Raw genomic sequence first — 25,590 nt, forward strand, 5'->3', positions numbered from 1 at the left:
TGATCTTTTAGAAAATAAGAAACGACCGCAAGTGATGATTCATGTGGTCGTGTGAAAGTTTTGAATAAGTGGAAAAGATCACCCCAAAATTGCCCAAGATTATCTCAATAAATCCCTATTCTTTTCAACCTAAACAAGCGATTTATTTCGTTTACCGCCATGTAAATGACAGGTTCATAGTGAATTTATCGTTTTTTTGCCGGTTCGTTGCGTTTATTCTGAGGCGTTACCTGCGATGATTTTTTTAGGCTTTCCGGAAATGCCCCTTGGCGTAAAATATGCGGTGTGACGAAAATCACCAGCTCACGTTTTTGATGGCGTTCACTTTCTTTGCTAAATAAGCGCTTAATGCCCGGAATATCCCCCAACAAAGGCACTTTGTCCACGCCTTTGGTGATGGTATCATGAAAAACACCTCCTAACACGATGGTTTCGCCGTCCTTGGCGAAAACTTGTGTATTAATTTCTTGTTTATCAATGGAAACCACTTCACCCAGGCCGTATGACACACGTCCACCCGGCGCATTTTGACTGACTACTAAATCCAACAAAATTTGTTTATCCTGTGAAATATGCGGTGTCACTTCTAAGCCTAATACGGCTTCGCGAAATTCTACGCTTTGTGTCCCACTTTTTTCATTCACCATAATGTAAGGCAATTCCGTCCCTTGCTTAATGCTGGCACTTTTTTTGTTAGTGGTGAGTAAACGGGGACTGGCGATAATCTCCACATTGTTTTCCCGCTCAAGTGCGGTCAATTCTAAGTCTAAAAGTCGCCCATTGATTTTCGCCACTTGCAGCGCAACAGAACCGACCGGCGTGGTCGCCGTCGGCAAGTTAACGTTTAATTGATGAGTGATATTGTCAAAACCATTACCAGCCAGACTTCCACTGAGGTGATGCGCATTTTCTGTTGGATTAAAAATTCCCCAACGAACCCCTAATTCTTTGAGGCTTTCACCGTTAATGGTTACAATTCGGGCTTCAATGGCGATTTGTTCAATAGGCTTATCTAATTCTTTAATGATCTTTTTTAAATTCGCAATGGCTTTCGGTTCATCTTGAATTAACAATAAATTACTGCGATCGTCAAAACTTAAACTGCCGTTGGGAGAAAGGAGCGAACCACTACCGCCGGTGAGCGATTTCATCACTTCTGAGGCTTTTGCAAAATGCAATTTAATGGTGGCGGTGGTGAGTTGCGTGGGTTGTTCCGTCATCTCGGCAGGCAACGTAAAAGGCGTTTCCATTTGGGTGGCAAATTTGGCCGCGGTCTCAAGTTTGCTTAAATAATAAATACCGTTTTCTTGCCACAAATCCAACTGCTTGATTTTGGCAACAGACCGAAAGAGCTGATCCAAATCCACGTTATCCAGTTGAAGTGAAAGGGTGCCTTGCAATTCATCGTCAATAATTAAATTGACGTTTTGTGCTAATGCCAGCTGTTGCAACGTCGGCACTAATGGTGCTTGCTTCAACCGAATCGAAAACACGCGAGGTTGTTCCGCATGCACGGAAAAGCTCATCACCAGACTCACAAAACATCCGAAAAACAGACCGCACTTTAGGCAGAGGGAAAGCACTAATTTCATCAATCTTCCTTAAAATTTCACTTGAAAAGGGGTGGTTTTCTCACAGTTCGCACTAGTGTCCCAACGTAAAAAATCAATGTGTTGTTTGTCGATTTTAGTAATTTGAATATGCTCGGCAGCAATCAAATCGCCGGGATGGGCAAGGCTGACTTGATTGTCAGCAAGCAAGATGACTTGCCAATCGGTGTGATGTTGTAATACGCCGATCACTTGAATCTGTTCAAAGGCCGTTTGCGGGAAAATGGTTGAAGGTGCAGTGTGGCAGGTTGAATTTGGCGTGCTGTTTTGTTTTTCCGGTGCGGCTTGCGTCGTACTTTGCCGGCGAGTTTTGTCAAAGGGATCTTTCGCTAAACCGGCGTGGCTGATCATCACGCTGATGAATAACCATAACATTTGTCTTACCATTATTTTTCCTCAGGATTGAATTGGAATAACAGTTCGCTAAAAAGGACACTGTCATTATTCGATTCAGTACGTTTTTGCACCTGCCATTCTACTAACGCCAAGCCCGCATTTTCTGTTAAAAGTGCGGTCAAAAATGCACTTAACTCATCAAAATAGCCTTGAACGTGCAGTGTTAACAACGCTGTTTGATGAAAGTCCCACTGGCTATGTTCAATGTGTAATGATTGGGCAAGCTGTTGAATTTGCTGATTAATTGCTGCAAGTTTGCCGGCTAATTTTGGTGTAAGTAAATGCTTATCGGCTTTTTCTTTTAGTGCTGCCAAAATTTTTTGTTGATGCGCTAATGTCGCCTGTTGCATTTCCTGTTGTTCTGTCAGTTGTGCTAATTGTGTCCATTGCTGCCAATAATGTTGTGCCGGCAAAGAAAGTGAGGCAACACCCAGCGCACATAACAAGGCCGTCTGTTGCCAAGCAGCAAGCTGATACCAATGGCTGAATAGGTTTGTCGTCGCCATTTTATCTATCCATTTCATGGGGTTACCTGCAATTTGAGATCAAACTGAAATCGCATTTCTTGCGCTTGCGGTTTAAATTCCGTGAGTTTCACTTCGCTAAATAACGCTTGTTCGGTCAGAAAATGGTTAAGACGATCGAACTCCTCTTGGCTAACACTTTGGCCGGTAAGCGTTAAATGATGCTCCGAAAGCGCCAACGCGGATAGCTCTCCTTGTGTAAGTGGTAACTCAGCTAATTGATTTAACAATAAAAAAAACGTTTCTTTGGTGATTGCTTGGGTCTCTTGGTCATGACGTTGATGATGTCTGATCTGCTGAATGTGTTGTTGTGTAAGTTGTAGCTCACGTTGCAATGCAACGTATTCATGTTGTAATTTTTCCGCCTGTTTTGCGTACTGTTCGGCAGCACGGTATAACCCCACGCTAATCGCCGTACAAAGCACCGCACCTGCCACGCATTTCGTCACCAAGGCTTTGGTTTGTCGGCGGCGTTGCTGTAATCGCCACGGCAACAGATTAATGTCTTTTTTCATCGCCTTTCCTTAACCTATCGGTGCATCGAAAAGTGCGGTGGATTTGGCATACGTATCTTGTTGCCATAAGGCATTACCAAGGGCGATAAGCGGCAATTCCGTTGAGAGACAATGCCAATGATCCGGCACTGCTGTTTCAGTGTCTTCCGTTTGCAAGTAAAAAACGGCTTCCGGTTTTTCGTCATAACGATGGCAATATTGCTCAAAAAGTGCGGTCAAATTTGTCTCTGTTTGGAATAAGGTTTGATTTTGTTGCAGTTTGGGTTGTACGGCTAAGCCGCCTTGTTCATCTTGATATAAGAAAATGGCCTCTGCCGGCAAGGGCTTGCCTAACACATATTCTGCGCCACGTAACAAGGCTTTGGCCATGTTGTCTAACACCTCAATCTGTAGCGGCATAAATTGCTGTAAGTAATCCGTTGCAATTTGTTGGCGAATCGCGAAGATTTCCAAACGGAAACCCTGTTTTAATGGGGTGGCGGCATAGTCATACCAAATCTCCTCAAGCGGCAACGGCAGCTCGTTGGAAAGTGTAAAATGACATTGTTGCTCACATTCCAGCGGGGTGAGATTGTGCGGCAAAATCAGTGTTTTTTGCCAGATATGATGCGGCATGATGGCGGTAATAAATTTATAAGGCGATTTTCTGCGTGCAGGCATAGCAAGCCGGAGATTAAGGGTGGCGGGAAGCTCCAGTAAATCTAATTTTTCCAAACACTCACTATGCGGACGATTGTCCTTATCGAACCAAACCACATCAATAGCGTGATGACGCAACCAGAGGCCGACTTGAATTGAAGGTGTACGTTTTATGAACATAAATTTATCCTGATTCCCCCGATTTCCAACAGTTTTCGCTTTTTCTTTAGGCGCGTAGTCTTTATACTTATTGGCTAACTTTATTTTAATTTTCTTAACCCCCTTTAAGTAAGCGAGAAATTTTCGATGCGGATCGCAAAATTAATATTAAGCACCTTGTTAACCTTATTTATTCTGGGCTGTATTGCTGTCGGCATAGTCTATGTCCAGTTCAAGTCAGAGTTACCCGATGTAGAAAGTTTGAAAACGGTGGAGTTGCAACAGCCGATGCAAATTTACACCTCAGACGGTAAGTTAATTGGTGAAGTCGGTGAACAACGTCGTATCCCGGTAAAATTGGAAAATATTCCTGAAAAATTAATTCAAGCCGTATTGGCAACAGAAGATAGCCGTTTTTATGAACATCATGGGTTGGATCCGATCGGGATCGCGCGAGCATTAATGGTGACGATCAATAAAGGTGGCACCTCTCAAGGGGCAAGTACCATTACACAACAATTAGCGCGAAACTTCTTTTTAACATCAGAAAAAACCTTCACGCGTAAAGCCAAAGAAGCGATTTTAGCGATTGAAATTGAAAATGCGTTAAACAAACAAGAAATTTTAGAGCTGTATCTCAATAAAATTTATCTCGGCTACCGCTCTTACGGCGTTGCAGCTGCGGCAAAAACCTATTTTGGTAAGGAATTAAATCAATTAACTTTATCTGAAATGGCTGTCATTGCCGGTTTGCCAAAAGCCCCTTCCACAATGAATCCGCTTTCCTCACCAAAACGCGCGTTGGAACGTCGCAATGTTGTGTTGTGGCGTATGTTGGATCAAAAATACATCACACAACAAGAATACGATGCTGCCCTAAAAGAGCCGATTGTCGCCAGCTATCATGGTGCGAAATTAGATTTTCGAGCGGATTATGTGACAGAAATGGTGCGTCAGGAAATGGTAAAACGCTTTGGTGAAGAAAATGCCTACACCAAAGGTTATCAAGTCTATACCACCGTGCTTTCTAACGACCAAGAAGTCGCACAAAAAGCCGTGCGTGATAATTTAATTGCTTATGATATGCGTCATGGCTACCGTGGCGGTGCGCCATTGTGGAAAAAAGGCGAAACCCCTTGGGATAATGACACCATTATCGGCTTCTTGAAAAAATTACCGAATTCTGAACCGTTTATTCCCGCCGCCGTCATCAGCGTTTCTAAATCCGGCGCAGAATTGCTGTTAGCATCTGAGGAAAAGATGACATTGCCGAGTAGTGCCATGCGTTGGACCGGACAAGCCAATCCAGTAAAAACCGGGGATCAAATTTGGATTCGTAAAAATGACAAGGGTGAATGGGTCTTAGGCCAGATTCCGCAAGCTAACTCTGCGTTAGTGTCATTAAACAGTGACAACGGTGCCATTGAAGCTATTGTGGGTGGATTTAGTTTTGAACAAAGTAAATTTAACCGTGCAACACAATCTCTGGTACAAGTGGGTTCTTCCATTAAACCGTTTATTTATGCAGCGGCTTTAGAAAAAGGCTTAACCCTATCCAGCGTGTTGCAAGATACGCCGATTGTATTGAAAAAACCGGGTCAAAAAGAATGGCGACCAAAAAACTCACCGGATCGTTATGACGGTCCGTTACGTTTACGCGTGGGATTGGGGCAATCTAAAAACATGATTGCGATCCGTGCCATGCAAATGACCGGCGTTGATTTCGTGGCGGATTTCTTACAACGTTTCGGTTTCAAGCGGGACCAATATTTTGCCAGTGAAGCGCTTGCATTAGGTGCAGCCTCCTTTACACCACTCGAAATGGCGCGCGGTTATGCGGTGTTCGATAATGGCGGTTATTTAATCGATCCTTATATTATCAATAAAATCTTAGATAACACCGGAAAGGAAATTTTTGTGGCGAATCCGAAATTAGCTTGCCCAACTTGTGATAATGTGCCGGTTATTTATGGTGAAACGGAGAAGCTAGATGGCTTTAAAAATACGGATTTGACGGTTGCGGATAATTTAAAACGCAGTGATGAGGCGACCAACGGAGAAGAAGAAATCGAGCAAGGGGAAAATGTGCCGGATATTCCGGAATTACAACCGCGTGCCGATGCTATAAAAGAAGAGAATTTGAATTTTATGGCAGACGCGAAAACAAGCTCATCCGCCACACAATATGCCCCACGGGTTATCAGCGGTGAATTAGCCTTCTTAATTCGCAGCGCATTAAATACCGCCATCTATGGTGAACAAGGATTGGGCTGGAAAGGCACCAGTTGGCGTATGGCAAACGAAATTAAACGTAAAGATATTGGCGGTAAAACCGGAACGACCAATAACTCCAAGGTCGCATGGTATGCCGGGTTTGGCGCGAACTTAACGACGGCTGTGTATATTGGTTTCGATGACAATAAATTTAATTTAGGCCGTGGCGAAGCCGGTGCGAAAAGTGCGATGCCGGCATGGATAAGTTATATGAAGGCTATTTTGAAAGATACACCTGAGCGTAATTTACCGACACCGGCGAATATTGTGGAAAAACGCATTGATGTGCGTTCTGGTTTGCTAGCCAATGGTGGGCGTGTGGAATATTTTATTAAAGGCACTGAACCAACCCGTGTTTATGTTGAAGAGCGTGGCTATTATGTACCAAGTGAGCTGTTAAACAATCCTGCCGGTGGTCAACCGGAAGAATTATTCTAGTGTATTATAGGAGGCCCGACAGCTGTTGGGCTTCTTTTTTCTGCACAAAAGTGCGGTGGTTTTTTACAACGTTTTTTGAAACGGTTATAAGTAGGATTTATGCTAAGTTATCGCCATAGTTTTCATGCCGGCAACCATGCGGATGTGTTGAAGCATATCGTGTTAATGCTGATTATCGAAAGCCTACAGCAAAAAGAAAAAGGTTTTTATTATTTAGATACCCATGCAGGCGCAGGGCGTTATCGCTTATTTAGTGCAGAAGCGGAGAAAACGGCTGAATATGTGGACGGCATTGGGCGTTTGTGGGAGCGAGAGGATTTACCGCAAGAAGTGGCGCGCTATGTGGCACTGATTAAAAAGCTGAATTATGGCGGCAAAGAATTGCGCTATTACGCCGGTTCCCCTTTGTTGGCAGCGAATTTATTGCGCCCACAGGATCGTGCGCTGATGATAGAATTGCACCCAAGCGAGTTTCCTTTGTTACGCAATAATTTCAAAGAATTTGAAAATGTGACGGTGAAAATCGGCGATGGCTTTCAGCAAGTCAAAGCCACATTGCCACCGAAAGAGCGGCGTGGCTTGGTGCTAATTGACCCCCCTTATGAACTGAAAGAAGACTATGATTTGGTGGTGAAAGCCATTGAAGAAGGTTACAAACGTTTTGCAACCGGTGTCTATGCGATTTGGTATCCGGTGGTGTTACGTCAGCAAACTAAACGTATTGTAAAAGGCTTAGAGGCCACGGGGATTCGTAAAATTTTGCAAATTGAATTGGCGGTGCGCCCGGATTCTGATCAACGTGGCATGACGGCGAGTGGCATGATTGTGGTAAATCCCCCTTGGATGTTAGAACAGCAGATGAAATCCATTTTGCCGTATTTATCTACCGCACTTGTGCCACAAGGTACCGGCAGTTGGTCGATGAATTGGATTACTCCGGAATAATGCTTCCGACTGAGATAATACCGATTAGACTGATTCATTTATTCAGTTTGCGTGAAAAACGCAGTTTATTAGAGAATATGGCGTGATTTTATTTATTAAGGACAGACTATGACAAAACATTATGATTACATTGCCATCGGTGGTGGCAGCGGTGGAATTGCTTCCATTAATCGTGCAGCAAGTTATGGCAAAAAATGTGCCATTATTGAAGCAAAACATTTAGGCGGTACCTGTGTTAACGTGGGCTGCGTGCCGAAAAAAGTGATGTTCTACGGCGCACAAATTGCAGAAGCCATCCATCATTATGCACCGGATTATGGCTTTGATGTGGATGTGAAAAAATTTGATTTCGCCAAGTTGGTAGAAAGCCGTCAAGCTTATATTTCCCGCATTCATACCTCATACGATAACGTATTAGCCAAAAATAACGTGGATGTGATTCGCGGTTTTGCTCAATTTGTCAATAAAAATACCCTTCAAGTGACTTTCGACGATGGTTCCACCGAACAAGTGACAGCAGATCATATTTTGATTGCTACCGGTGGACGTCCAAGTATTCCTGCAATAAAAGGCGCGGAATACGGTATTGATTCTAATGGCGTTTTTGCGTTAACCGAGCTACCTAAACGCACAGCTGTTGTTGGCGCAGGTTATATTGCCGTGGAGTTGGCCGGCGTCTTGAACAGCCTTGGTGTGGAAACCCATTTATTTGTGCGTAAACACGCGCCGTTGCGTAATTTTGATCCAATGATGGTGGAAACCTTGGTGGAATCTATGCAACAAGACGGCATTACGTTACACACCCATGCCATTCCAAACGAAGTGGTAAAAAATGCAGACGGTTCTGTGACCCTTAAATTAGAGGATGGTCGCGAGCAAACCGTAGATTGCCTGATTTGGGCGATTGGACGTGAGCCGACGACTGATAAAATTAATTTACAAGCCGCCGGCGTAGAAGCGAATGCGCGTGGTTTCATCAAGGTAGATAAATACCAAAACACCAATGTCCCAGGCATTTATGCAGTAGGCGATATTATTGAAGGCGGCATTGAACTCACGCCGGTGGCAGTTGCAGCCGGACGTCGTTTATCCGAACGCCTGTTTAACAATAAACCGAACGAACATTTAGACTACAATTTAGTGCCGTCTGTGGTGTTCAGTCATCCGCCAATTGGCACTGTGGGATTAACCGAACCACAAGCCATTGAACAATATGGTGTGGAAAATGTGAAAGTGTATAAATCTTCTTTTACCTCGATGTACACGGCTGTCACCCAACATCGTCAACCTTGTCGCATGAAATTGGTATGCGTGGGTAAAGAGGAAAAAATCGTGGGCTTACATGGCATTGGTTTTGGCGTGGACGAAATGATTCAAGGTTTTGCTGTGGCGATCAAAATGGGCGCAACAAAAGCGGATTTTGACAACACAGTGGCTATTCACCCAACCGGTTCGGAAGAATTCGTGACCATGCGTTAATACTTTGTGAACAATCACTTCGGGCCTGAACATCATCAGGCCCTTTGTTTTTCGAAAACAATGAGAAAAACGACCGCACTTTGTATAGTGTCAACACATACTAAACGCCATAGCGACAATCATCAGACCACTGCGATTTTTCACCGATTTCCGCCCCTTTTCAAAACGACTTTCTCTCCGGATTTTTTGATTCACAATGACTTATCTCACTTTCACGTCTTCCCACCTCATTGCTAATTTCACAAGATGACCAAAAAAATCCATTTTGTATAAAAATTACCCTTTGCAAACGTTCGAAAAGTGCGTATGATAGCGCACCTTGTCGGTTGGCAGCCGAGTTTGGTCAAATGGTTGGAAATGTTGGAGTCGTAATGCGGATTGGTCATTATCAATTAAAAAATCGCATTTTATTGGCACCCATGGCCGGCATTACAGATCAACCTTTTCGTCGAATTTGTGCTACGTATGGCGCAGGTTTGACTTTCTCAGAAATGATGTCAACCAACCCGCAGGTATGGCATACCGAGAAATCGAAATTGCGTTTGGCTCATCACCAAGACGCAGGCATAAACGCCGTACAAATTGCGGGTTCCGATCCCGATGAAATGGCACAAGCCGCTCAAGTCAATGTCGAATATGGCGCTCAGATTATTGATATTAATATGGGCTGTCCGGCAAAGAAGGTGAATCGTAAAATGGCGGGCTCCGCACTTTTACAATATCCCCAACTGGTTCGACAAATTCTTGAGTCTGTGGTGAAGTCTGTTGAGGTTCCGGTAACCTTAAAAATTCGTACAGGTTGGGATGTGGAAAATCGAAATTGTGTAGAAATTGCCAAAATCGCGGAACAAAGTGGCATTCAAGCGTTAACCATTCATGGTCGTACCCGCGCCTGCAAATTTGAAGGCGAGGCGGAGTATGAACATATTCGATTGGTGAAACAGCAAGTCACGATTCCGGTGATTGCTAACGGCGATATTACTTCTGCCCAAAAAGCCAAAGCGGTACTCGATGACACGGGTGCTGATGGCATTATGATCGGACGTGGCGCATTAGGCCGACCTTGGTTGTTTCAATCTGTGGTCGGACTGGTGGAACATCATTCGATTATTAAGGCGCCAAGCTTAGAAGAAAAATGTCGTGTAATTTTACAGCATATCCGGGAATTGCATCGCTTTTACGGAGAAGAAAAAGGCTACCGAATTGCACGCAAGCATATTGCTTGGTATTTACAGGACATTCAACCCGATTCTGTTTTTAAACAAGATTTTAATGCGCTCACCTCTGCTTCGGCACAATTGTCCGCATTAGAGCGATTTTTTAGTTTAATTTGATTTAATTAATGGATAGAAAAATGCTAGAACAACGTAATCCGGCAGAAGCATTAACTGTTTCAGTGCTGAATTCTCAATCTCAAGTCACTAACAAACCATTGCGCGACTCTGTAAAACAAGCGTTAAGAAATTATTTATCCCAATTGGACGGTCAAGATGTGAATGATCTGTATGAATTGGTACTGGCAGAAGTCGAACACCCAATGTTAGATATGATTATGCAATATACTCGCGGCAATCAAACTCGTGCTGCAACTATGCTCGGTATTAACCGCGGCACTTTGCGTAAAAAATTAAAAAAATACGGTATGGGTTAGTTTTTAACTGATTTTGATCGTAGCCCTTGTCCCTGTGACAAGGGCTTTTTGTTTATTCAGTAGTTTATTGTGGTCATAACCAATCCAAAAACCATTTGACTGTATTAAACTCCACATTCACGCTTTTAAAGCCTTATCACCGCCTACTAAAACGACTCCGTAAGAAAGATCTCCTTTAAATATTGAAAAAGTTCACGATACGCTTTGGCAGGTTTATTTTGCTCTCTTTCTTTTTTGGCTGAACGAATAAGATTGCGTAATTGTTGTCGGTCGGCTTGTGGATAGTCATTAAGTAAGCGGGTTAATGCCGTGTCGCCTTGTTCGATGAGTTCGTCACGCAATAATTCTAGTTTGTGTAGGACTATCTGCTGTTGTAAGTGTTTATTTTCAATCTTATCAAGTGCCTCTTGAATAGGTTCAACGTCTGTACTTCGCAATAATTTACCAATATATTGTAACTGGCGACGACGTGCTTCTTTTTGCAGACGCTGAGCAAGAAAAATCGCCTCTTGTAAGTTATCATCAAGTGGAATTTTGTCTAATTTTGCGGGGGTTAACTCAACCAATTTTTCACCGAGTTTTTTTAATGCTTCGGCATCACGTTTTATTTCACTTTTACTAACCCAAATAATCTCTTCTTGTTCTTCATTTTGCCATTCAAAATCATCTTGTTTGCGTTTTGTCATGTGTTATCTCCGATTCTATGTCGTTCTTTTGGGAACTGAGATAAAAAGAGGACTGGTTTCTTAGAAACCAGTCCCGATGTTACTCACTTTCATTGAAAGCATAAGGTTTATTTTTTATGACGGGTATGTAACCCTTTTTTCTCTAAACCACGATAAATCAGCTGTTGTTGGATAATCGTGATGAGGTTAGACACTAACCAGTAAAGTACTAAGCCAGCCGGGAACCAAAGGAAGAATGCCATGAACATTAACGGCATAAAATTCATGATCTTTTGTTGCATCGGGTCAGCAGCCGGTGTCGGCGACATTTTTTGCAACAAGAACATAGAAGCCCCCATTAAAATCGGTAGGATGTAATACGGATCTTGTGCAGACAAGTCTTGAATCCAGCCAAAGAATGGCGCATGGCGTAGTTCAACTGCTTCCATGAACGTCCAGTATAAAGCGATGAAAATCGGCATTTGTAACAATAACGGGAAGCAACCGCCTAATGGATTCACTTTTTCGTCTCGATACAATTTCATCATTTCTTCGCTCATGCGTTGACGATCATCACCGAAACGTTCGCGCATTTCTTGCAATTTCGGTTGTAGCATACGCATTTTTGCCATAGACGTGTATTGCGCTTTCGTAAGCGGATATAAAATGGCTTTCACGATTAATGTAATACAGATGATGGCAACGCCCCAGTTATGGACTAATTGCTGAATAAACGTAAGTAACCAGAAAAGCGGTTTTGCAATGAACCATGCCCAACCATAGTCCACGGTTAAATCTAAATGATCGGCCACTTGTGCCATTTCATTTTGTAATTTTGGACCTGTCCATAATTTGCTGGTTAAGGTTTCAGTGCTATGTGGTTGAATCACTACCGCCGGACTACGATAACCAATTGAGCCGACATTATTAGCTTTATCCGTTCGAGTATAAAGCTGGTTATCTACATCTTGATTTGGGATCCAAGCAGAAACAAAGTAATGCTGTAATACCGCAACCCAACCAGCTTTTGTTTGAATAGAGAGATCGGCATTTTCCATATCGCTGAAACTGTATTTTTTGTAGTTAGTTTCAGAAGAAGAATAAGCACCACCGGTGTAGGTTGGCATCGCTATGCTATCGGAACTGTCCACTAAACGATGCTTTAATTGAGCATAAGGTTCAACTTCAATTGCCGCATCACTTTGGTTATTAATTTCATAATTAACCGCAACCGCATATTCGCCACGTTTCAACACAAAAATTTTGCGATAGGTTACCCCGTTACGCTCATAGGTAAAAGGAACCACCAATTCATTTTGTCCTTCTGCCAATTTAAAGGTATCGCCTTCCACTTGGTATAAGGCACGTTCAGCTTTGGTATCAATGCCGTCTTTACCGATTAACCCACTTTGCGCAACATACTGGTGTTCCGGTGTGTTTTGTAATAATACGAATGGTGTATTAGAATTCAATTCGGCATCGTATTTTAATAATTCTGAACGGATAACATCGCCACCAGCTGTATTGATTTGCAAGCGGAATACATCATTTTCTAAGGTGATAATACGACCGTTGGTTGACGTTTCGTTTGTTGCTGCAACGGCATTTAAATTTGCTGAAGAGGGAACATCAGAAACGGCATTTTTTACTTGCTCGGTAACCGTTGGTTTTGGCGTGTGATAATCAAGTTGCCATTGCTGATAAACAACAAAAGACATAAAGAGTAGTGCGATGACTAGCAGGCTTCGTCTTGAATCCATTATTTATTCTCTGTTTTGTTATTATTGATCTTTGGTGGAACAGGATCGTATCCACCCGCGTGTAAGGGATGACATTTTAATATACGTTTTATCGTAAGCCAACCTCCTTTTACCATGCCATGGTTTTTTAACGCCTCAATGCCATAGCAGGAACAAGTCGGCGTAAAACGGCAACGAGGGCCGATTAATGGGCTGATAACAATTTGATAGAACCGAATGAATCCGATCAGGATTTTTGCGCCAAACGAATGTGTCGTTGCCATAATTTATCCAGTATTTGCCATAAAGTGCGGTTGTCTAAACGACCAATTCCTTGTTTAGCGACAATAACAAAATCATAAGACGGTAAACGGTGTTGGCTCAAACGAAAGGATTCACGACATAAACGCTTAATACGATTACGATCATGGGCACGTTTGAGGTGTTTTTTTGCCACAGTTAAACCTAAGCGTGGATGCTCAAGGTGATTTTGGCGGGCAAGAATGGTGATTTCAGGTGAACTAGCGCGAAACGGCTGTTGGAAGACGTATTTAAAATGTTCGGGAGTTAACAAACGTAACTCCCTAGGAAAGTTTAGCTTAACCACATTAATATGCGATTAGGCAGATAAACTTTTACGACCTTTAGCGCGACGACGAGCTAAAACTTGACGGCCATTTTTCGTAGCCATACGAGCACGGAAGCCGTGAGTACGGTTGCGTTTTAATACGGAAGGTTGAAATGTGCGTTTCATTATTATGTACCTAAAAAATAGTGAATTAACAGTTTCTATTTTGAATGTTTTAAAAACACGCAAAAAATAAGAATATTCAAAAATTAAGGAGTCGAATTTTAATCGTAAACTCGCCATCCGTCAAATAAGAATCAAGGAGAAATCTAAAAACTGTTTAAATTTTCCTCAACTCATGCATTTAGAAGCCCCGAAATTATACGTTTTTAACAAAAAATGGCAAGCAACCTTTTTTGCATTTTTTGATCATCGGTTAAAGATCTTTTTTTCCCTTTGTTGTAAAATGCCCCTCTTTCCAACCGCACTTTCAGCCGAAAATCCGCGTTTTAGGATATTCTGTTGCCAGCTAGACAATATAAAAACAAACATATCGCCGGTTGGTTAAACACCTATGAAAATCATCAATTACTATTAATTAGGGATACATAAAGTGGAAAACCGGTCTGATGCTCTTTGGCAAAGCTGTTTGTTACAAATTCAAGATAAAATTCCTGCAGACGATTTCAAAATTTGGCTTTATCCGTTGCAAGCTGAGGCAACGGCTGAGAGCCTTTTGCTTTATGCGTCAAATGCCTTTGTTCAAAAATGGGTGATCGATAATTACCTGCCATTAATTCTGGATGTTGCCCGTCAAGCCAGCGCAAACCCTAATCTCAATGTATCCGTGATTGAAGGCATTAAACCCACTGCACCCAAAGTAGAGAAACCTACGAAAAAACAAAGTGCGGTCGGTTTTTCGGAAGAAAAAAACACCAGCAAAACGCCTTATAATTCCAACTTAAACACTAAATTGGTGTTTGATAACTTCGTTGAGGGGAAATCTAACCAACTGGCACGTGCTGTAGCACAAAAAGTGGCAGATAATCCCGGCGAACAAACCGCAAATCCACTTTTCTTATACGGCGGCACAGGCTTAGGTAAAACCCACTTGTTGCACGCCATCGGCAACGGCATTATCGCCAATAATCCGGAGGCGCGTGTGGTATATATTCACTCCGAGCGTTTTGTGCAACAGGTTGTGGCGTATATTCGTGACAACAAAATGGAAGAATTTAAAAAATTCTACCGCTCTTTAGATGCGTTGTTAGTGGATGATATTCAATTTTTCAGCGATAAAGAAAAAACCCAAGAAGAATTCTTCCATATTTTCAACACTTTATTTGAACGTGGCCGCCAAATTATTTTGACTTCAGACCGTTATCCACGGGAAATTGAAAAAATTGAAGAGCGCCTAAAATCCCGTTTTGGCTGGGGGCTTACGACAGCGATTGAACCGCCGGATCTTGAAACCCGTGTTGCCATTTTGATGAAAAAAGCGGAAGAAAATAACGTGGATTTACCCCACGATGTGGCGTTTTTCATCGGTCAAAAATTACGCACCAATGTGCGTGAATTAGAAGGCGCCTTAAATCGAGTGAAAGCCATGCAGGAATTTAAAGGGGAACCGATCACCATCGATTTTGTGCGTGAAACCCTGAAAGATATGCTGGCACTGCAAGATAAGTTAGTCACGGTTGACAATATTCAAAAAGTGGTGGCGGAATACTATCGTATTAAAGTATCCGATTTAAAATCGAAAAACCGCTCCCGCTCAGTGGCTCGCCCACGCCAAGTAGCAATGGCTTTAGCGAAAGAATTAACTAACCGTAGTCTGCCGGAAATCGGCAAGTCTTTCGGGGATCGCGATCATACGACAGTATTACACGCGTGTCGTAAAGTGGTTGAATTACGGGAATCCGAGCTGGATATCCAAGAAGATTGGGCTAATTTAATTCGAATTTTATCCGTATAGGAGTCACCAAATGCAATTTATTATTTCCCGCGAAAATTTATTGAAGCCGTTGCAACAAGTGTGTGGCGTATTAAATAGCCGCCCGAATATTCCCGTGTTAAATAACGTCTTATTGCACATTGAGAATCATCAATTAAGCATTACCGGCACAGATTTAGAAGTGGAACTTTCCACCAAAACACCATTGCTTCATGCCGAACAAGATGGCAAATTCACTATGCCGGCAAAGAAATTCTTAGATATTTGCCGTAGCTTGCCGGACAATGCGGAAATTACCGTCACATTTGAAGAAGATCGCGCCATTGTGCGTTCCGGTCGCAGCACCTTCAATTTATCCACTTTGCCGGCAGAAGATTATCCGAACCTCACAGATTGGCAATCAGAAGTGGATTTCACCCTAGAGCAAGCGACACTACGCCGTTTAATTGAAGCCACGCAATTTTCTATGGCAAACCAAGACGCGCGCTATTTCTTAAATGGCATGAAATTTGAAACGGAAGGCAATTTATTACGCACCGTCGCAACCGATGGTCACCGTTTAGCAGTTTGCACCATCCCATTAGAACAAGATTTACAAACCCATTCCGTGATTTTACCGCGTAAAGGTGTGTTAGAACTGGCACGTTTGTTGGAACCAAGCGATCAACCCGCGCGTTTGCAAATTGGTACGAACAACTTGCGCATTCAATTAAATCACATCACGTTTACCTCAAAACTCATTGACGGTCGTTTCCCTGATTATCGTCGTGTGTTGCCACGCAATGCAACCCGTATTGTTGAAGCGAGTTGGGAAACCTTAAAACAAGCCTTTGTACGCGCGGCAATTTTATCTAACGAACGTTTCCGTAGCGTACGCTTACAGCTCAGTGAAAACCAACTGAAAATTACTGCCACCAACCCAGAACAAGAAGTGGCGGAAGAAATCATTGATGTGTCTTACAGCGGCGAAGAAATGGAAGTAGGCTTTAACGTTAGCTATATTCTTGATGTGTTGAATGCGTTGAAATGCAACCAAGTGCGTATGCGCTTAACTGATGCGTCTTCCAGCTGCTTAATTGAAGATTGTGAAGACGCCAGCGCAGAATATGTGATTATGCCGATGCGCTTATAATGTATGGCGATTTCACGTTTAACCGTTGAAAATTTTCGTAATTTACAAGCCGTGGATCTGGAATTGGATCACGGCTTTAACTTTTTGGTCGGCAACAACGGCAGCGGCAAAACCAGCTTGCTGGAAGCCATTTTCTATTTAGGTCACGGACGCTCTTTTAAAAGTGCGGTCAGTAATCGGATTATTTCTTACGAACAACCCCACTTTACCCTTTTCGGGCAAATTCAAGAACAGCAACATCAATGGTCGGTCGGCTTGCAAAAACTCCGCCAAGGCAACACGCTCGTGAAAATCAACGGCGAAGATGGCAATAAAATTTCTGATCTCGCACACTTGCTGCCCATGCAAATCATTACGCCGGAAGGTTTAAATTTGCTCAACGGCGGTCCAAGCTATCGCCGCGCCTTTCTGGATTGGGGCTTATTTCATCATCACGTGAGTTTTTATAACCTGTGGGCGAGTTTAAGCCGTTTACTCAAACAACGAAATGCTGCCTTACAGCAAGTTTCCAGTTATCAACAAATGAAAATTTGGGATGTGGAATTGGTAAAACTTGCCGATCAAGTAAGTCTGCTCAGAGCCGAATATGCGCAAGCTCTACAACCGGAAATTGAACAAACCTGCCGTTTATTCCTGCCGGAATTAGACATTCGCGCGAGCTTTCATCAAGGGTGGGAAAAAGATCAAAATTATGCCGAATTATTGGCACGTAATTTTGAACGGGATCGCTCATTAGGCTATACGGTTTCCGGTCCGCAAAAAGCGGATTTCCGCTTTAAGGCCAATGGATTGCCGGTGGAAGATATTTTATCGCGCGGTCAGTTGAAATTATTAATGTGCGCATTGCGTTTAGCTCAAGGTGAACATTTGATGCAACAAAAACAACGCCATTGTATTTTCCTCATTGATGACTTTGCCTCCGAGTTGGATCAAACTAAACGCAGTCTTCTTGCCGAACGCCTACAAAACAGTGGCTCACAAGTTTTTGTCACCGCCATTACACAAAATCAACTCAACGAAATGCAACCGAAAAAGCACCGCACTTTTAAAATAGAAAATGGATATATCAGAGAAATTTGATCACGATTACCACAAATCTAATCTTTATCTTTTGTATCTTGAATAGTGCACCTAAAAAATCCCCATCTGAACCGCCCGAGCGACTTTCAATTTTTAGGAAATTTTCGCTTTGTTCGAGCCATAGCATGGCGAGTTCGAAAATTTCCGTAAAAAAATTGAAATTAAGATCGGATAAGCGGTGAAGTTGGGGTGTGTTCTTTGCTACTTTCTTGCACAAGCAAGAAAGTAGATTATTTCTGACTACAAACCGCAATAAAATGCAATTTATGCTCAGGGTCATTAAACGTGCTAAACATTCGCTTAAACTGCTCACGATTTTCTGCTTTCATGGCGTTTTTAATAATTTTCAATGTACCTAACACACCTTCGTCATAAATCATTCCTTTTGGCGATAGCAGTGTCATCTCACCGGAAAAGGTTTCAATATTACGAAAACCACTGTCTAAAAATACTTGTTTCCACCCCTCTTTGGTTAATGGCGTGACTGTCACATTGATGGCATTGCGCATATTTTCCAAAATGGTTTTATGATCCTCTCCTACTAACATCACATCGTGCGTCAGCAAAAAGCCACCCGGTTTCAATACACGAAAATATTCGGCAACGGCCTTCATTTTGGCTTCAACAGGCAACATGGTGAGCATCGCCTCATTAATCACAATGTCAAACGTATTGTCTTCAAAAGGCAATTTCATCGCATTGGCACGTTGCACATGGATTTTATCCTGTAAATTATTTGCAGCAATATTGGTTCTGGCTTTTTCCAAGGCGTTTTCATCTAAATCAACACCTTCAATCTGACAACCATATTGTTTTGCCAAGCCAATCGCAGTGGTACACATATTACAAGCCACTTCGAGGACTTTTTTCTCTTTATTAAAGTCACCGCTCGCAATTAACCATTCTGTCGCTTTGCGACCGCCCGGACGTAAACGGGTTTTACCTAGACGTGCCAAAAAATTATGACCCACTTCTTCTTTCGCCATCGTATTCCTCCTAAATGAAATCGTAACGATTCCTATTATAAATCAATCCTATTTTGATGAAAGAAAAAGATAAAACCCTGTTAGATAAAAATGCCAAATAACTTTAATAGCCAATAACTTCTTAAAAAACATTCGATTTATGCCTCATTTTAGTTAGAATAGGAAAGACTTTTAACATAAAAGGAGTACATAAATGAAATTTAAAACGCTCTTAGCCGTAAGCATCAGCGCAATCTGTGCGAGCGCTGTCGCCAATGCGCATGAACATAAACACGACCATATGGCACCTGCCGGTGCTTCCATTGAAGTGAAAGTACAACAACTTGATCCGGTAAACGGTAATAAAGATGTGGGGACCGTTACCATTACCGAATCCAATTACGGTTTAGTGTTTACCCCGAATTTACAAGGATTAAGCGAAGGATTACATGGTTTCCATATTCATGAAAATCCAAGTTGTGAACCCAAAGAAAAAGAAGGAAAACTCACCGCAGGCTTAGGCGCTGGCGGTCACTGGGATCCTAAAGGCACAAAACAACATGGCTATCCATGGCAAGATGACGCCCATTTAGGGGATTTACCGGCATTAACCGTATTACATGATGGCACAGCCACCAATCCGGTTCTTGCGCCACGCCTTAAACATCTTGATGAGGTTCGTGGTCATTCCATCATGATCCATGCCGGTGGCGACAATCACTCTGATCACCCAGCACCACTTGGCGGTGGCGGTGCACGTATGGCATGTGGTGTAATTAAATAAGCCAACGACGAAACACCAAAAGTGCGGTGGAAAATAATTAAGAATTGAATCCGCCCACGAAAAACGAGGCAATAAAATTAAGGACTGACAACGATATTACATCGAAATCAGTCCTTTTTATTTCTGTTGAAGTGAGCTGCGATATGATCACTTAACGTAATGCTAACAATCTCAGTGCTTGTCTTTCTTACATTAATTAAGCGCCATCATGCACGTTCCACATTGGATTCCGTGCTGTGGCGCTTAAATCTTACTTAAGACACGTTGGCATAATGAGCTTCATCGTGCCGCAGTCAGCGATAAATTGCTGAGTTTTTGACCGCACTTTACATGTGCATTCTCTGCCATTAACTTATTTTGCGTCAGCCTTTTTCAACACTTCGTACATGGCATCTTTTAAACGTAATTTTTCCTTCTTCAACAATTCCACTTCATTGTGCGTGCCCAATTCAATATTGGATTCGATGTTTTTAATACGTTGATCGAGCTCATTATGTTTATCAAACAAATTGGCAAAATGTGCATCTTCAGTTTTAAGTTTAGTAATTAGATCTCTAAATTCAGGAAACATAGTGGAAATACCTCATATCAAGTTTTGATTCGACATAACGACTGTTATGTTAGGGTTATAGTAGCAAATCTCACCGGAAATAAATGTGCGAGAGATCACAAAATAAGTGTATAACGTATAACGCTTATTACAGTCTGTGTTCTTGCTTAATTTTATCTAACAACGCATCGCAACACGCATCTAATAATTCATAGGTTTGATTGAAATTTTTGGTAAACCATGGATCCGGAATGTGATCGATGCCTAAATCTGGGCAAAGTGCGGTGATTTGAAACAGTTTTTCCGGATGATGTCCAAATAGCTTTTCCAAATCCCGTAGATTTTCATTGTCCATGGCAATGAGATAATCAAAATCTGCCCAATCTTTTGAGCGCACTTTGCGACTGACAAAATCATTCGAGGCAATTTTATGTTGATCCAGTATATCTGCCGTGCCACAGTGCATGCCTTCACCGTCATGCCAGCCGGAGGTACCAGCGCTGGCGGTAAAAATGTTATCTTGCAAATGGGCTTGTTTAATTTTTTCCCGCATTAAATATTCCGCCATCGGGGAACGACAAATATTGCCTAAACAGACGAAAAGGATGTTGATTGGTTGCATTCTTTTTCTCCTAACATGATAAAAAAATCCTCATGTGAGGATTTTTGTTGAAGGAATTAACAGGTTCCCCATAAATCGTATTCATCGGAGTCCGTGATATGCACCGCAATCACGTCGCCAATATTGACCGCACTTTGGCTTTGATTATCTACATACACCAAGCCATCAATTTCCGGTGCATCTGCCATGGAACGACCAATAATGCCATCTTCGTTGATTTCATCCACAATGACTTTCAACGTTTTGCCGATTTTTTGTTGTAAACGCGCCGCAGAAATGGCTTGTTGCACTTGCATAAAACGATGATAACGTTCTTCTTTCACGTCTTCCGGCACTTGATCCGGCATATCCGTCGCTGGCGCACCTTCTACCGGGCTGAATTTAAAACAACCCACGCGATCTAACTGGGCCTCTTTCAAGAAATCCAACAGCATTTGGAAATCTTCTTCCGTTTCCCCAGGGAAGCCAACGATAAAGGTGGAGCGTAAGGTTAATTCGGGGCAAATTTCACGCCATGCTTTAATACGCTCTAAAGTGCGGTCGATTTTGCCGGGTCTTTTCATGGCTTTCAGAATTTTCGGGCTGGCGTGTTGCAGTGGAATATCTAAGTAAGGCAACAACTTACCTGCCGCCATGAGCGGAATGAGTTCATCTACGTGCGGATAGGGATACACATAATGCAAACGCACCCAAACACCCAAGTTGCCTAATTGTTGACACAAATTGATCAAGTTATTCTTAATCGGCATACCGTTCCAGAACACGGTTTTGTTTTGGTTTTCTTTGGTTTGGTCTAAGGCGTAAGCGGATGTGTCTTGGGACACAATTAACAATTCTTTTACGCCGGCATCCACCAAACGTTTGGCTTCATCCAAGACTTGAGTAATCGGACGGCTGTCCAAATCACCACGCATGGATGGAATAATACAGAACGTGCAACGATGATCGCAGCCTTCGGAAATTTTTAAATAGGCGTAATGTTTTGGCGTGAGTTTGACACCTTGTGCCGGCATTAAACTTTCATATGGGTTATAGGCCGGTTTCGGCACGTATTTATGCACTTGCGCCATGACGGTTTCATAGCTGTGAGGACCGGAAACTTCCAACACTTTAGGATGCACTTGGCGAATTTGATCTTCTTTCGCGCCAAGGCAGCCGGTCACAATCACTTTGCCGTTTTCTTCCAAGGCTTCGCCAATGGCTTCTAAAGATTCTTGTACGGCGCTGTCAATAAAACCACAGGTATTCACGATCACTAAATCTGCGTTTTCATAGCTCGGAATAATGTTATAACCGTTGGAACGTAATTCCGTCAGAATACGTTCTGAATCCACTAAATTCTTTGGACAACCAAGGCTGACAAAGCCGATGTTTGGGGTAGCACTCATAAATTTTCTCAAAAAGTCTATCGCGGGTAATAAAAAAGGGGCTAATTCTACCTTTTTTTGTACAAAAAGGCGACAGTGAAATGCCAATAAAAATTGGGTTTTCGCGTTTCGCTTTCCGTGCAACGGCTTTTCATTTCAGCGGAATCCGCTATAATGTGTGCCGTTTTTTAACCTTTAAAAAACATATTCTATTTTCATTCACAAGAGGAAAAATCATGGCAAAACAAAAACATGCCTTGCAGACACCGCCTCAACATTCGCAAGGAACGATGACCTATCAGCATCAGCGCGGTGTGATTAAAGAGAATGCCATTCAAGCGTTATTACACGATAAACTCTTTCGCCAACGCATTGAACGAAATAAGAAAGGTAAAGGCAGCTATCAACGTCAAGCGAAACATGCGAATCGTTATTACGAAAAGCCCGATAATAAGATTTCTATGATAAGAGATTTTATTATCGGGCTTTTTTCTACTCGTAAAGTTTATGTAATGTATTGATATAAATGAGGTTATTATGACAGTGAAAACAGAAATTTTATTTAACAACACATGGAACGTCAGAATCAGCGATCCGGGCGAAGAAGGTGCACAAAGTCATTTCTTTGAAACCATTTACATAACTTTGGAAGCGCATATTCACGGCGATAACGTGCAATATGAATTTACCCGTAAAGTGGAAGACCAAATTAAAATTAAAAAAGTTTTTACTGACGTGGACGAATTATTTATTTACCTGAGTGAGCAAATCTCTCCGGTAGCATTGGGGCATTTGGGGATTAAAATCGGCAATTTAGGGCTGGTAAAAGATTAACTGATAAAAAAGAAACCCGATATTACATCGGGTTTCTTGTTATGCCATCGAACCATAACATATAAAGTGCGGTCGTTTTTTATGGCGTTTTTTAACGTTTCATGAATGGGAAGATTATTTTTTCTTCGCGTATTTCAAGGAGTCGATAGCTACCGCGAGGATGATGATGCTACCTTTGATGATGTATTGCCAATAAGGGTTTACACCGATATACGTCAAACCATAGTTAATGACGGTGAAGATGATTACCCCAGTAATCACACCAATAACCGTACCCACACCACCGGCGAAAGACACACCGCCTACCACGCAGGCTGCGATAGCATCCAATTCATACATGAAACCGAGGTTATTGGTTGCAGAACCGATACGGCCGGCTTCCAACATACCACCGAACGCATAGAACATACCGGCAATCATATAGATGACAACAAGGTTACGAGCAACGTTTACACCGGAAACTTTTGCCGCTTCAGGGTTACCACCGATAGCAAAGATGTTTTTACCAAAGCGTGTTTTATTCCACATCACCCACACACCGAAAGCACAAATAGCGGCATAAATGGTGATATAGGAAAGCTTAAACGAACCTAGACGGATAAAGCCTTGTGCAAAGGTGGAGAAGTTTTCGCTGAAACCGGCGATAGGGGAGCCGCCTACGGCATCGTAATAAAGGGAGTTGAAACCGTAAACGATGATCATGGTACCCATGGTGGCGATAAATGGCGTCACGTTTAAGTAAGCGATAACCAAACCATTGACTAAACCGATGACTGCACCTACCGCACAAACAGCAAGGATAACTACCGGAATTGGAATTTCACCGAGGTCAGGGAAAACACGGTTCATGTTTTCCATGGATTGCAACATGGTCGCGGAGATTACCGCGGCAAGACCAACCTGACGACCAGCGGACAAGTCGGTACCTTGTGTGACCAATAAGCCGGCAACCCCAAGCGCGATAATGAGACGCACGGAGGACTGGGTCAGAATGTTACTGAAGTTGACCAAGTTAAGAAATGTCGGATCTTGTGCGATGATGATGCCAAGTAAAATCAACAACACAAAATAAATCGCATTTTGCTTTAAGAAATCGAATGATTTATTTTTTTCTAAGGCACTCATAATTTGTTCCTTTGTTATTTATAAATATTTTGCGGCAAGTTGCAAAATTTCTTCTTGAGAGGTTTTTGCCGTTTCAACGATACCGGCAACTTTACCGTTACTCATGACGAGAATGCGGTCGGTTACCCCAAGGAGTTCAGGCATTTCGGAAGAAATCATGATGATACCTTTATCCTTTTTCGCCAGTTCCTGAATTAATTGGTAAATTTCAAATTTTGCACCGATATCGATCCCGCGGGTCGGTTCGTCCAACATCAGAATTTCCGGTTGGGTTAATAACCAACGACCGATGATGACTTTTTGTTGGTTACCGCCGGAAAGTGAGCCAATGGTTGTTTTGTGCGATGGCGTTTTGACATTCATGGAATCAATAACCCATTGTGTGTCACTGCTCATTTTCTTATTACTAAGCAGTTTCCAAGGGGTTAAATAAGATTTCATGTTGGAAATCAACGAGTTGAACTCAATGCTTAAGTTAGAGTAAATCCCTGTTGAACGACGTTCTTCGGTCACGAGCGCAAAACCATTATTGATTGCCTCAAGTGCGGTGTGATTTTTTACTGTTTTTCCGTTGAGTTTAATCGTACCGCTTTTCAGTTCACGCACACCAAAAATGGCTTCCACGATATCCGTACGTTTCGCACCGACGAGGCCGGCAATCCCTAAAATCTCGCCTTTACGTAAATTGAAAGACACATTTTGAATAGAAGGTTGGTTTAACGCTGTCAGGTTTTCCACTTCTAAGGTGATTTCTTTTGGAACGTTAGTTTTTTCCGGGAAACGTTGAGTCAGTTCACGGCCTACCATCATGGACACAATTTGATCCATGGTTGTACCTTTCACCGGAATGGTGTTAATCCATTTGCCATCGCGTAAAATGGTGATTTCATCACAAATTTTGAAGATTTCGTCCATTTTGTGAGAAATGTAAATAATACCGCAGCCGCGATCTTTTAATTTTTGAATAATTTTAAACAGATGTTCTACTTCTTTTTCGGAAAGTGAGGATGTCGGTTCATCCATAATCACGATTTTTGCGTTGTAAGAAAACGCTTTCGCAATTTCGATCATCTGCATTTGTGAAACAGAAAGTTTGGCGACTTTTTCTCTTGGATCAACATCAATGTCCAATTCATCAAAAATCGCTTTGGTATCACGATACATTTTCGCGTGATCCACAAAAGGCCCTTTCAGCGGGTAACGACCTAGCCACAGGTTATCCATGACGCTGGTTTGACGCACAAGGTTAAGTTCTTGGTGCACCATGGAAATGCCGTTTTCTAAAGCTTCTTTTGAGGTTTTAAAATTCACGGGTTTGCCTAAAAACAAGATTTCACCTTCGTCTTTAGCGTAAATGCCGAACAAGCATTTTAACAACGTGGATTTACCCGCACCGTTTTCCCCCATCAATGCGTGTACAGAATGCGAACGGACGCTTAAGTTTGCGTGATCTAAGGCTTTTACGCCCGGAAAGGACTTGCTGACATTAGTCATGGTAAGCAGGACTTCGCCATTTTGGCTTCCGCTTTGACTGTGAATTTGTTCTGTCATATCCAACCTCATAAATAAAGGGGA

At 42.4% G+C, this 25,590-nt stretch carries 27 protein-coding genes; 11 read left to right on the plus strand and 16 right to left on the minus strand.

Annotated elements, in window-relative coordinates; translation table 11 throughout:
• Nucleotides 1-185: 185 nt before the first annotated feature.
• From HMPREF9065_RS03925 to HMPREF9065_RS03905, 5 genes are read right to left on the minus strand one after another with little or no spacing between them, the layout of a single operon-like run.
• Entirely contained in the window at nt 186-1,592 is a 1,407-nt protein-coding gene (locus tag HMPREF9065_RS03925; RefSeq protein WP_051264481.1) for a type IV pilus secretin PilQ, read from the minus strand.
• Nucleotides 1,593-1,601: 9 nt separating this feature from the next.
• Entirely contained in the window at nt 1,602-1,997 is a 396-nt protein-coding gene (locus tag HMPREF9065_RS03920; RefSeq protein WP_021616282.1) for a pilus assembly protein PilP, read from the minus strand.
• Nucleotides 1,997-2,530 (minus strand): hypothetical protein, encoded by a 534-nt coding sequence (locus HMPREF9065_RS03915; RefSeq protein ID WP_021616283.1) that lies wholly within the window; start codon nt 2,528-2,530, stop codon nt 1,997-1,999. Before HMPREF9065_RS03915 ends, HMPREF9065_RS03920 begins: the two co-directional genes overlap by 1 nt.
• Entirely contained in the window at nt 2,527-3,045 is a 519-nt protein-coding gene (locus HMPREF9065_RS03910) for a PilN domain-containing protein (protein ID WP_021616284.1), read from the minus strand. Before HMPREF9065_RS03910 ends, HMPREF9065_RS03915 begins: the two co-directional genes overlap by 4 nt.
• 9 nt (nt 3,046-3,054) lie before the next feature.
• Nucleotides 3,055-3,864: a hypothetical protein gene (locus HMPREF9065_RS03905; protein WP_021616285.1), complete on the minus strand. Its 810-nt coding sequence runs from the start codon at nt 3,862-3,864 to the stop codon at nt 3,055-3,057.
• 126 nt (nt 3,865-3,990) lie between these two features.
• Between HMPREF9065_RS03905 and HMPREF9065_RS03900 the strand changes: the two genes are divergently transcribed.
• The 5 genes from HMPREF9065_RS03900 to fis all read left to right on the plus strand — a co-directional run bounded on the left by HMPREF9065_RS03900 (nt 3,991) and on the right by fis (nt 10,630).
• Nucleotides 3,991-6,555 (plus strand): penicillin-binding protein 1A, encoded by a 2,565-nt coding sequence (locus HMPREF9065_RS03900; RefSeq protein WP_021616286.1) that lies wholly within the window; start codon nt 3,991-3,993, stop codon nt 6,553-6,555.
• A gap of 99 nt (nt 6,556-6,654) precedes the next feature.
• Nucleotides 6,655-7,500, plus strand: coding sequence for a 23S rRNA (adenine(2030)-N(6))-methyltransferase RlmJ (locus HMPREF9065_RS03895; RefSeq protein WP_021616287.1), 846 nt, complete (start codon nt 6,655-6,657; stop codon nt 7,498-7,500).
• 108 nt (nt 7,501-7,608) lie between these two features.
• Complete coding sequence (gorA, locus tag HMPREF9065_RS03890) at nt 7,609-8,979, plus strand: glutathione-disulfide reductase (protein WP_021616288.1); 1,371 nt, start codon at nt 7,609-7,611, stop codon at nt 8,977-8,979.
• 371 nt (nt 8,980-9,350) lie between these two features.
• Nucleotides 9,351-10,313, plus strand: a complete 963-nt coding sequence (gene dusB, locus HMPREF9065_RS03885; protein WP_033002576.1) for a tRNA dihydrouridine synthase DusB — start codon at nt 9,351-9,353, stop codon at nt 10,311-10,313.
• Nucleotides 10,314-10,333: 20 nt separating this feature from the next.
• On the plus strand, nt 10,334-10,630 hold the full coding sequence (gene fis, locus HMPREF9065_RS03880; protein ID WP_011608721.1) for a DNA-binding transcriptional regulator Fis: 297 nt from the start codon (nt 10,334-10,336) through the stop codon (nt 10,628-10,630).
• A gap of 146 nt (nt 10,631-10,776) precedes the next feature.
• Here the strand turns inward: fis and yjgA are convergent, their stop codons facing one another.
• From yjgA to rpmH, 5 genes are all read right to left on the minus strand, one after another.
• Nucleotides 10,777-11,316 (minus strand): ribosome biogenesis factor YjgA, encoded by a 540-nt coding sequence (yjgA, locus tag HMPREF9065_RS03875; RefSeq protein ID WP_021616292.1) that lies wholly within the window; start codon nt 11,314-11,316, stop codon nt 10,777-10,779.
• A 107-nt stretch (nt 11,317-11,423) separates the two neighbouring features.
• The gene (gene yidC / locus HMPREF9065_RS03870; protein ID WP_021616293.1) at nt 11,424-13,055 is read right to left on the minus strand and encodes a membrane protein insertase YidC; all 1,632 of its coding nucleotides are present in this window, start codon (nt 13,053-13,055) and stop codon (nt 11,424-11,426) included.
• Complete coding sequence (gene yidD / locus HMPREF9065_RS09930) at nt 13,055-13,318, minus strand: membrane protein insertion efficiency factor YidD (protein WP_021616294.1); 264 nt, start codon at nt 13,316-13,318, stop codon at nt 13,055-13,057. The genes yidC and yidD overlap by 1 nt, the downstream gene beginning before the upstream one ends.
• The gene (rnpA, locus tag HMPREF9065_RS03865; protein ID WP_033002577.1) at nt 13,282-13,641 is read right to left on the minus strand and encodes a ribonuclease P protein component; all 360 of its coding nucleotides are present in this window, start codon (nt 13,639-13,641) and stop codon (nt 13,282-13,284) included. The genes yidD and rnpA overlap by 37 nt, the downstream gene beginning before the upstream one ends.
• Nucleotides 13,642-13,653: 12 nt before the next feature.
• Complete coding sequence (rpmH, locus tag HMPREF9065_RS03860) at nt 13,654-13,788, minus strand: 50S ribosomal protein L34 (protein WP_007241546.1); 135 nt, start codon at nt 13,786-13,788, stop codon at nt 13,654-13,656.
• 427 nt (nt 13,789-14,215) lie between these two features.
• Between rpmH and dnaA the strand changes: the two genes are divergently transcribed.
• The 3 genes from dnaA to recF are packed head-to-tail and all read left to right on the plus strand — an operon-like array spanning nt 14,216 to nt 17,768.
• Nucleotides 14,216-15,577, plus strand: coding sequence for a chromosomal replication initiator protein DnaA (gene dnaA / locus HMPREF9065_RS03855; protein ID WP_021616297.1), 1,362 nt, complete (start codon nt 14,216-14,218; stop codon nt 15,575-15,577).
• 10 nt (nt 15,578-15,587) lie between these two features.
• Complete coding sequence (gene dnaN / locus HMPREF9065_RS03850; protein ID WP_021616298.1) at nt 15,588-16,688, plus strand: DNA polymerase III subunit beta; 1,101 nt, start codon at nt 15,588-15,590, stop codon at nt 16,686-16,688.
• Between the two features lie 3 nt (nt 16,689-16,691).
• On the plus strand, nt 16,692-17,768 hold the full coding sequence (recF, locus tag HMPREF9065_RS03845) for a DNA replication/repair protein RecF (RefSeq protein ID WP_021616299.1): 1,077 nt from the start codon (nt 16,692-16,694) through the stop codon (nt 17,766-17,768).
• A gap of 230 nt (nt 17,769-17,998) precedes the next feature.
• Here the strand turns inward: recF and HMPREF9065_RS03840 are convergent, their stop codons facing one another.
• On the minus strand, nt 17,999-18,754 hold the full coding sequence (locus HMPREF9065_RS03840) for a class I SAM-dependent methyltransferase (protein WP_021616301.1): 756 nt from the start codon (nt 18,752-18,754) through the stop codon (nt 17,999-18,001).
• A gap of 193 nt (nt 18,755-18,947) precedes the next feature.
• On the opposite strand from HMPREF9065_RS03840, the gene sodC reads away from it, so the two are divergent.
• On the plus strand, nt 18,948-19,517 hold the full coding sequence (gene sodC / locus HMPREF9065_RS03835) for a superoxide dismutase family protein (protein ID WP_021616302.1): 570 nt from the start codon (nt 18,948-18,950) through the stop codon (nt 19,515-19,517).
• Between the two features lie 352 nt (nt 19,518-19,869).
• On the opposite strand, the gene HMPREF9065_RS03830 is transcribed toward sodC, so the two are convergent.
• From HMPREF9065_RS03830 to rimO, 3 genes are all read right to left on the minus strand, one after another.
• Nucleotides 19,870-20,088 carry a YdcH family protein gene (locus tag HMPREF9065_RS03830; RefSeq protein WP_021616303.1) on the minus strand — a complete coding sequence of 73 codons (219 nt, stop codon included), beginning with the start codon at nt 20,086-20,088 and terminating at the stop codon, nt 19,870-19,872.
• Nucleotides 20,089-20,215: 127 nt separating this feature from the next.
• A complete protein-coding gene (locus tag HMPREF9065_RS03825; RefSeq protein ID WP_033002579.1) occupies nt 20,216-20,689 on the minus strand; it encodes a low molecular weight protein-tyrosine-phosphatase in 474 nt (157 codons plus the stop codon).
• Nucleotides 20,690-20,745: 56 nt separating this feature from the next.
• On the minus strand, nt 20,746-22,077 hold the full coding sequence (rimO, locus tag HMPREF9065_RS03820; protein WP_033002581.1) for a 30S ribosomal protein S12 methylthiotransferase RimO: 1,332 nt from the start codon (nt 22,075-22,077) through the stop codon (nt 20,746-20,748).
• A gap of 215 nt (nt 22,078-22,292) precedes the next feature.
• Here rimO and HMPREF9065_RS0109490 point away from each other — a divergent pair, with 215 nt between their 5' ends.
• Entirely contained in the window at nt 22,293-22,577 is a 285-nt protein-coding gene (locus HMPREF9065_RS0109490; RefSeq protein ID WP_033002598.1) for an alternative ribosome-rescue factor A, read from the plus strand.
• A gap of 16 nt (nt 22,578-22,593) precedes the next feature.
• On the plus strand, nt 22,594-22,890 hold the full coding sequence (locus HMPREF9065_RS03815; protein WP_021616307.1) for a DUF5377 family protein: 297 nt from the start codon (nt 22,594-22,596) through the stop codon (nt 22,888-22,890).
• Nucleotides 22,891-23,004: 114 nt separating this feature from the next.
• On the opposite strand, the gene mglC is transcribed toward HMPREF9065_RS03815, so the two are convergent.
• The gene (mglC, locus tag HMPREF9065_RS03810; RefSeq protein WP_021616308.1) at nt 23,005-24,015 is read right to left on the minus strand and encodes a galactose/methyl galactoside ABC transporter permease MglC; all 1,011 of its coding nucleotides are present in this window, start codon (nt 24,013-24,015) and stop codon (nt 23,005-23,007) included.
• Between the two features lie 18 nt (nt 24,016-24,033).
• Nucleotides 24,034-25,566 carry a galactose/methyl galactoside ABC transporter ATP-binding protein MglA gene (gene mglA, locus HMPREF9065_RS03805; RefSeq protein ID WP_051264483.1) on the minus strand — a complete coding sequence of 511 codons (1,533 nt, stop codon included), beginning with the start codon at nt 25,564-25,566 and terminating at the stop codon, nt 24,034-24,036.
• Nucleotides 25,567-25,590 lie beyond the last annotated feature (24 nt).

It is taken from the genome of Aggregatibacter sp. oral taxon 458 str. W10330 (assembly GCF_000466335.1).
In the GTDB taxonomy this organism is placed as follows: Bacteria; Pseudomonadota; Gammaproteobacteria; order Enterobacterales; family Pasteurellaceae; genus Aggregatibacter.

Excerpts from the sequence above, each read along its gene's own strand:
- HMPREF9065_RS03825 (WP_033002579.1), bottom strand. The coding sequence starts at position 20,689 with ATGCAACCAATCAACATCCTTTTCGTCTGTTTAGGCAATATTTGTCGT.
- yidD (WP_021616294.1), bottom strand. The coding sequence starts at position 13,318 with ATGGCAACGACACATTCGTTTGGCGCAAAAATCCTGATCGGATTCATT.
- fis (WP_011608721.1), top strand. The coding sequence starts at position 10,334 with ATGCTAGAACAACGTAATCCGGCAGAAGCATTAACTGTTTCAGTGCTG.
- HMPREF9065_RS03900 (WP_021616286.1), top strand. The coding sequence starts at position 3,991 with ATGCGGATCGCAAAATTAATATTAAGCACCTTGTTAACCTTATTTATT.
- rpmH (WP_007241546.1), bottom strand. The coding sequence starts at position 13,788 with ATGAAACGCACATTTCAACCTTCCGTATTAAAACGCAACCGTACTCAC.
- mglA (WP_051264483.1), bottom strand. The coding sequence starts at position 25,566 with ATGACAGAACAAATTCACAGTCAAAGCGGAAGCCAAAATGGCGAAGTC.
- HMPREF9065_RS03815 (WP_021616307.1), top strand. The coding sequence starts at position 22,594 with ATGACAGTGAAAACAGAAATTTTATTTAACAACACATGGAACGTCAGA.
- HMPREF9065_RS03915 (WP_021616283.1), bottom strand. The coding sequence starts at position 2,530 with ATGAAATGGATAGATAAAATGGCGACGACAAACCTATTCAGCCATTGG.
- HMPREF9065_RS03925 (WP_051264481.1), bottom strand. The coding sequence starts at position 1,592 with ATGAAATTAGTGCTTTCCCTCTGCCTAAAGTGCGGTCTGTTTTTCGGA.
- rimO (WP_033002581.1), bottom strand. The coding sequence starts at position 22,077 with ATGAGTGCTACCCCAAACATCGGCTTTGTCAGCCTTGGTTGTCCAAAG.
- yidC (WP_021616293.1), bottom strand. The coding sequence starts at position 13,055 with ATGGATTCAAGACGAAGCCTGCTAGTCATCGCACTACTCTTTATGTCT.
- HMPREF9065_RS03905 (WP_021616285.1), bottom strand. The coding sequence starts at position 3,864 with ATGTTCATAAAACGTACACCTTCAATTCAAGTCGGCCTCTGGTTGCGT.
- recF (WP_021616299.1), top strand. The coding sequence starts at position 16,692 with ATGGCGATTTCACGTTTAACCGTTGAAAATTTTCGTAATTTACAAGCC.
- HMPREF9065_RS0109490 (WP_033002598.1), top strand. The coding sequence starts at position 22,293 with ATGGCAAAACAAAAACATGCCTTGCAGACACCGCCTCAACATTCGCAA.
- HMPREF9065_RS03840 (WP_021616301.1), bottom strand. The coding sequence starts at position 18,754 with ATGGCGAAAGAAGAAGTGGGTCATAATTTTTTGGCACGTCTAGGTAAA.
- gorA (WP_021616288.1), top strand. The coding sequence starts at position 7,609 with ATGACAAAACATTATGATTACATTGCCATCGGTGGTGGCAGCGGTGGA.
- dnaN (WP_021616298.1), top strand. The coding sequence starts at position 15,588 with ATGCAATTTATTATTTCCCGCGAAAATTTATTGAAGCCGTTGCAACAA.
- dusB (WP_033002576.1), top strand. The coding sequence starts at position 9,351 with ATGCGGATTGGTCATTATCAATTAAAAAATCGCATTTTATTGGCACCC.
- HMPREF9065_RS03830 (WP_021616303.1), bottom strand. The coding sequence starts at position 20,088 with ATGTTTCCTGAATTTAGAGATCTAATTACTAAACTTAAAACTGAAGAT.
- HMPREF9065_RS03920 (WP_021616282.1), bottom strand. The coding sequence starts at position 1,997 with ATGGTAAGACAAATGTTATGGTTATTCATCAGCGTGATGATCAGCCAC.
- yjgA (WP_021616292.1), bottom strand. The coding sequence starts at position 11,316 with ATGACAAAACGCAAACAAGATGATTTTGAATGGCAAAATGAAGAACAA.
- HMPREF9065_RS03895 (WP_021616287.1), top strand. The coding sequence starts at position 6,655 with ATGCTAAGTTATCGCCATAGTTTTCATGCCGGCAACCATGCGGATGTG.
- HMPREF9065_RS03910 (WP_021616284.1), bottom strand. The coding sequence starts at position 3,045 with ATGAAAAAAGACATTAATCTGTTGCCGTGGCGATTACAGCAACGCCGC.
- sodC (WP_021616302.1), top strand. The coding sequence starts at position 18,948 with ATGAAATTTAAAACGCTCTTAGCCGTAAGCATCAGCGCAATCTGTGCG.
- mglC (WP_021616308.1), bottom strand. The coding sequence starts at position 24,015 with ATGAGTGCCTTAGAAAAAAATAAATCATTCGATTTCTTAAAGCAAAAT.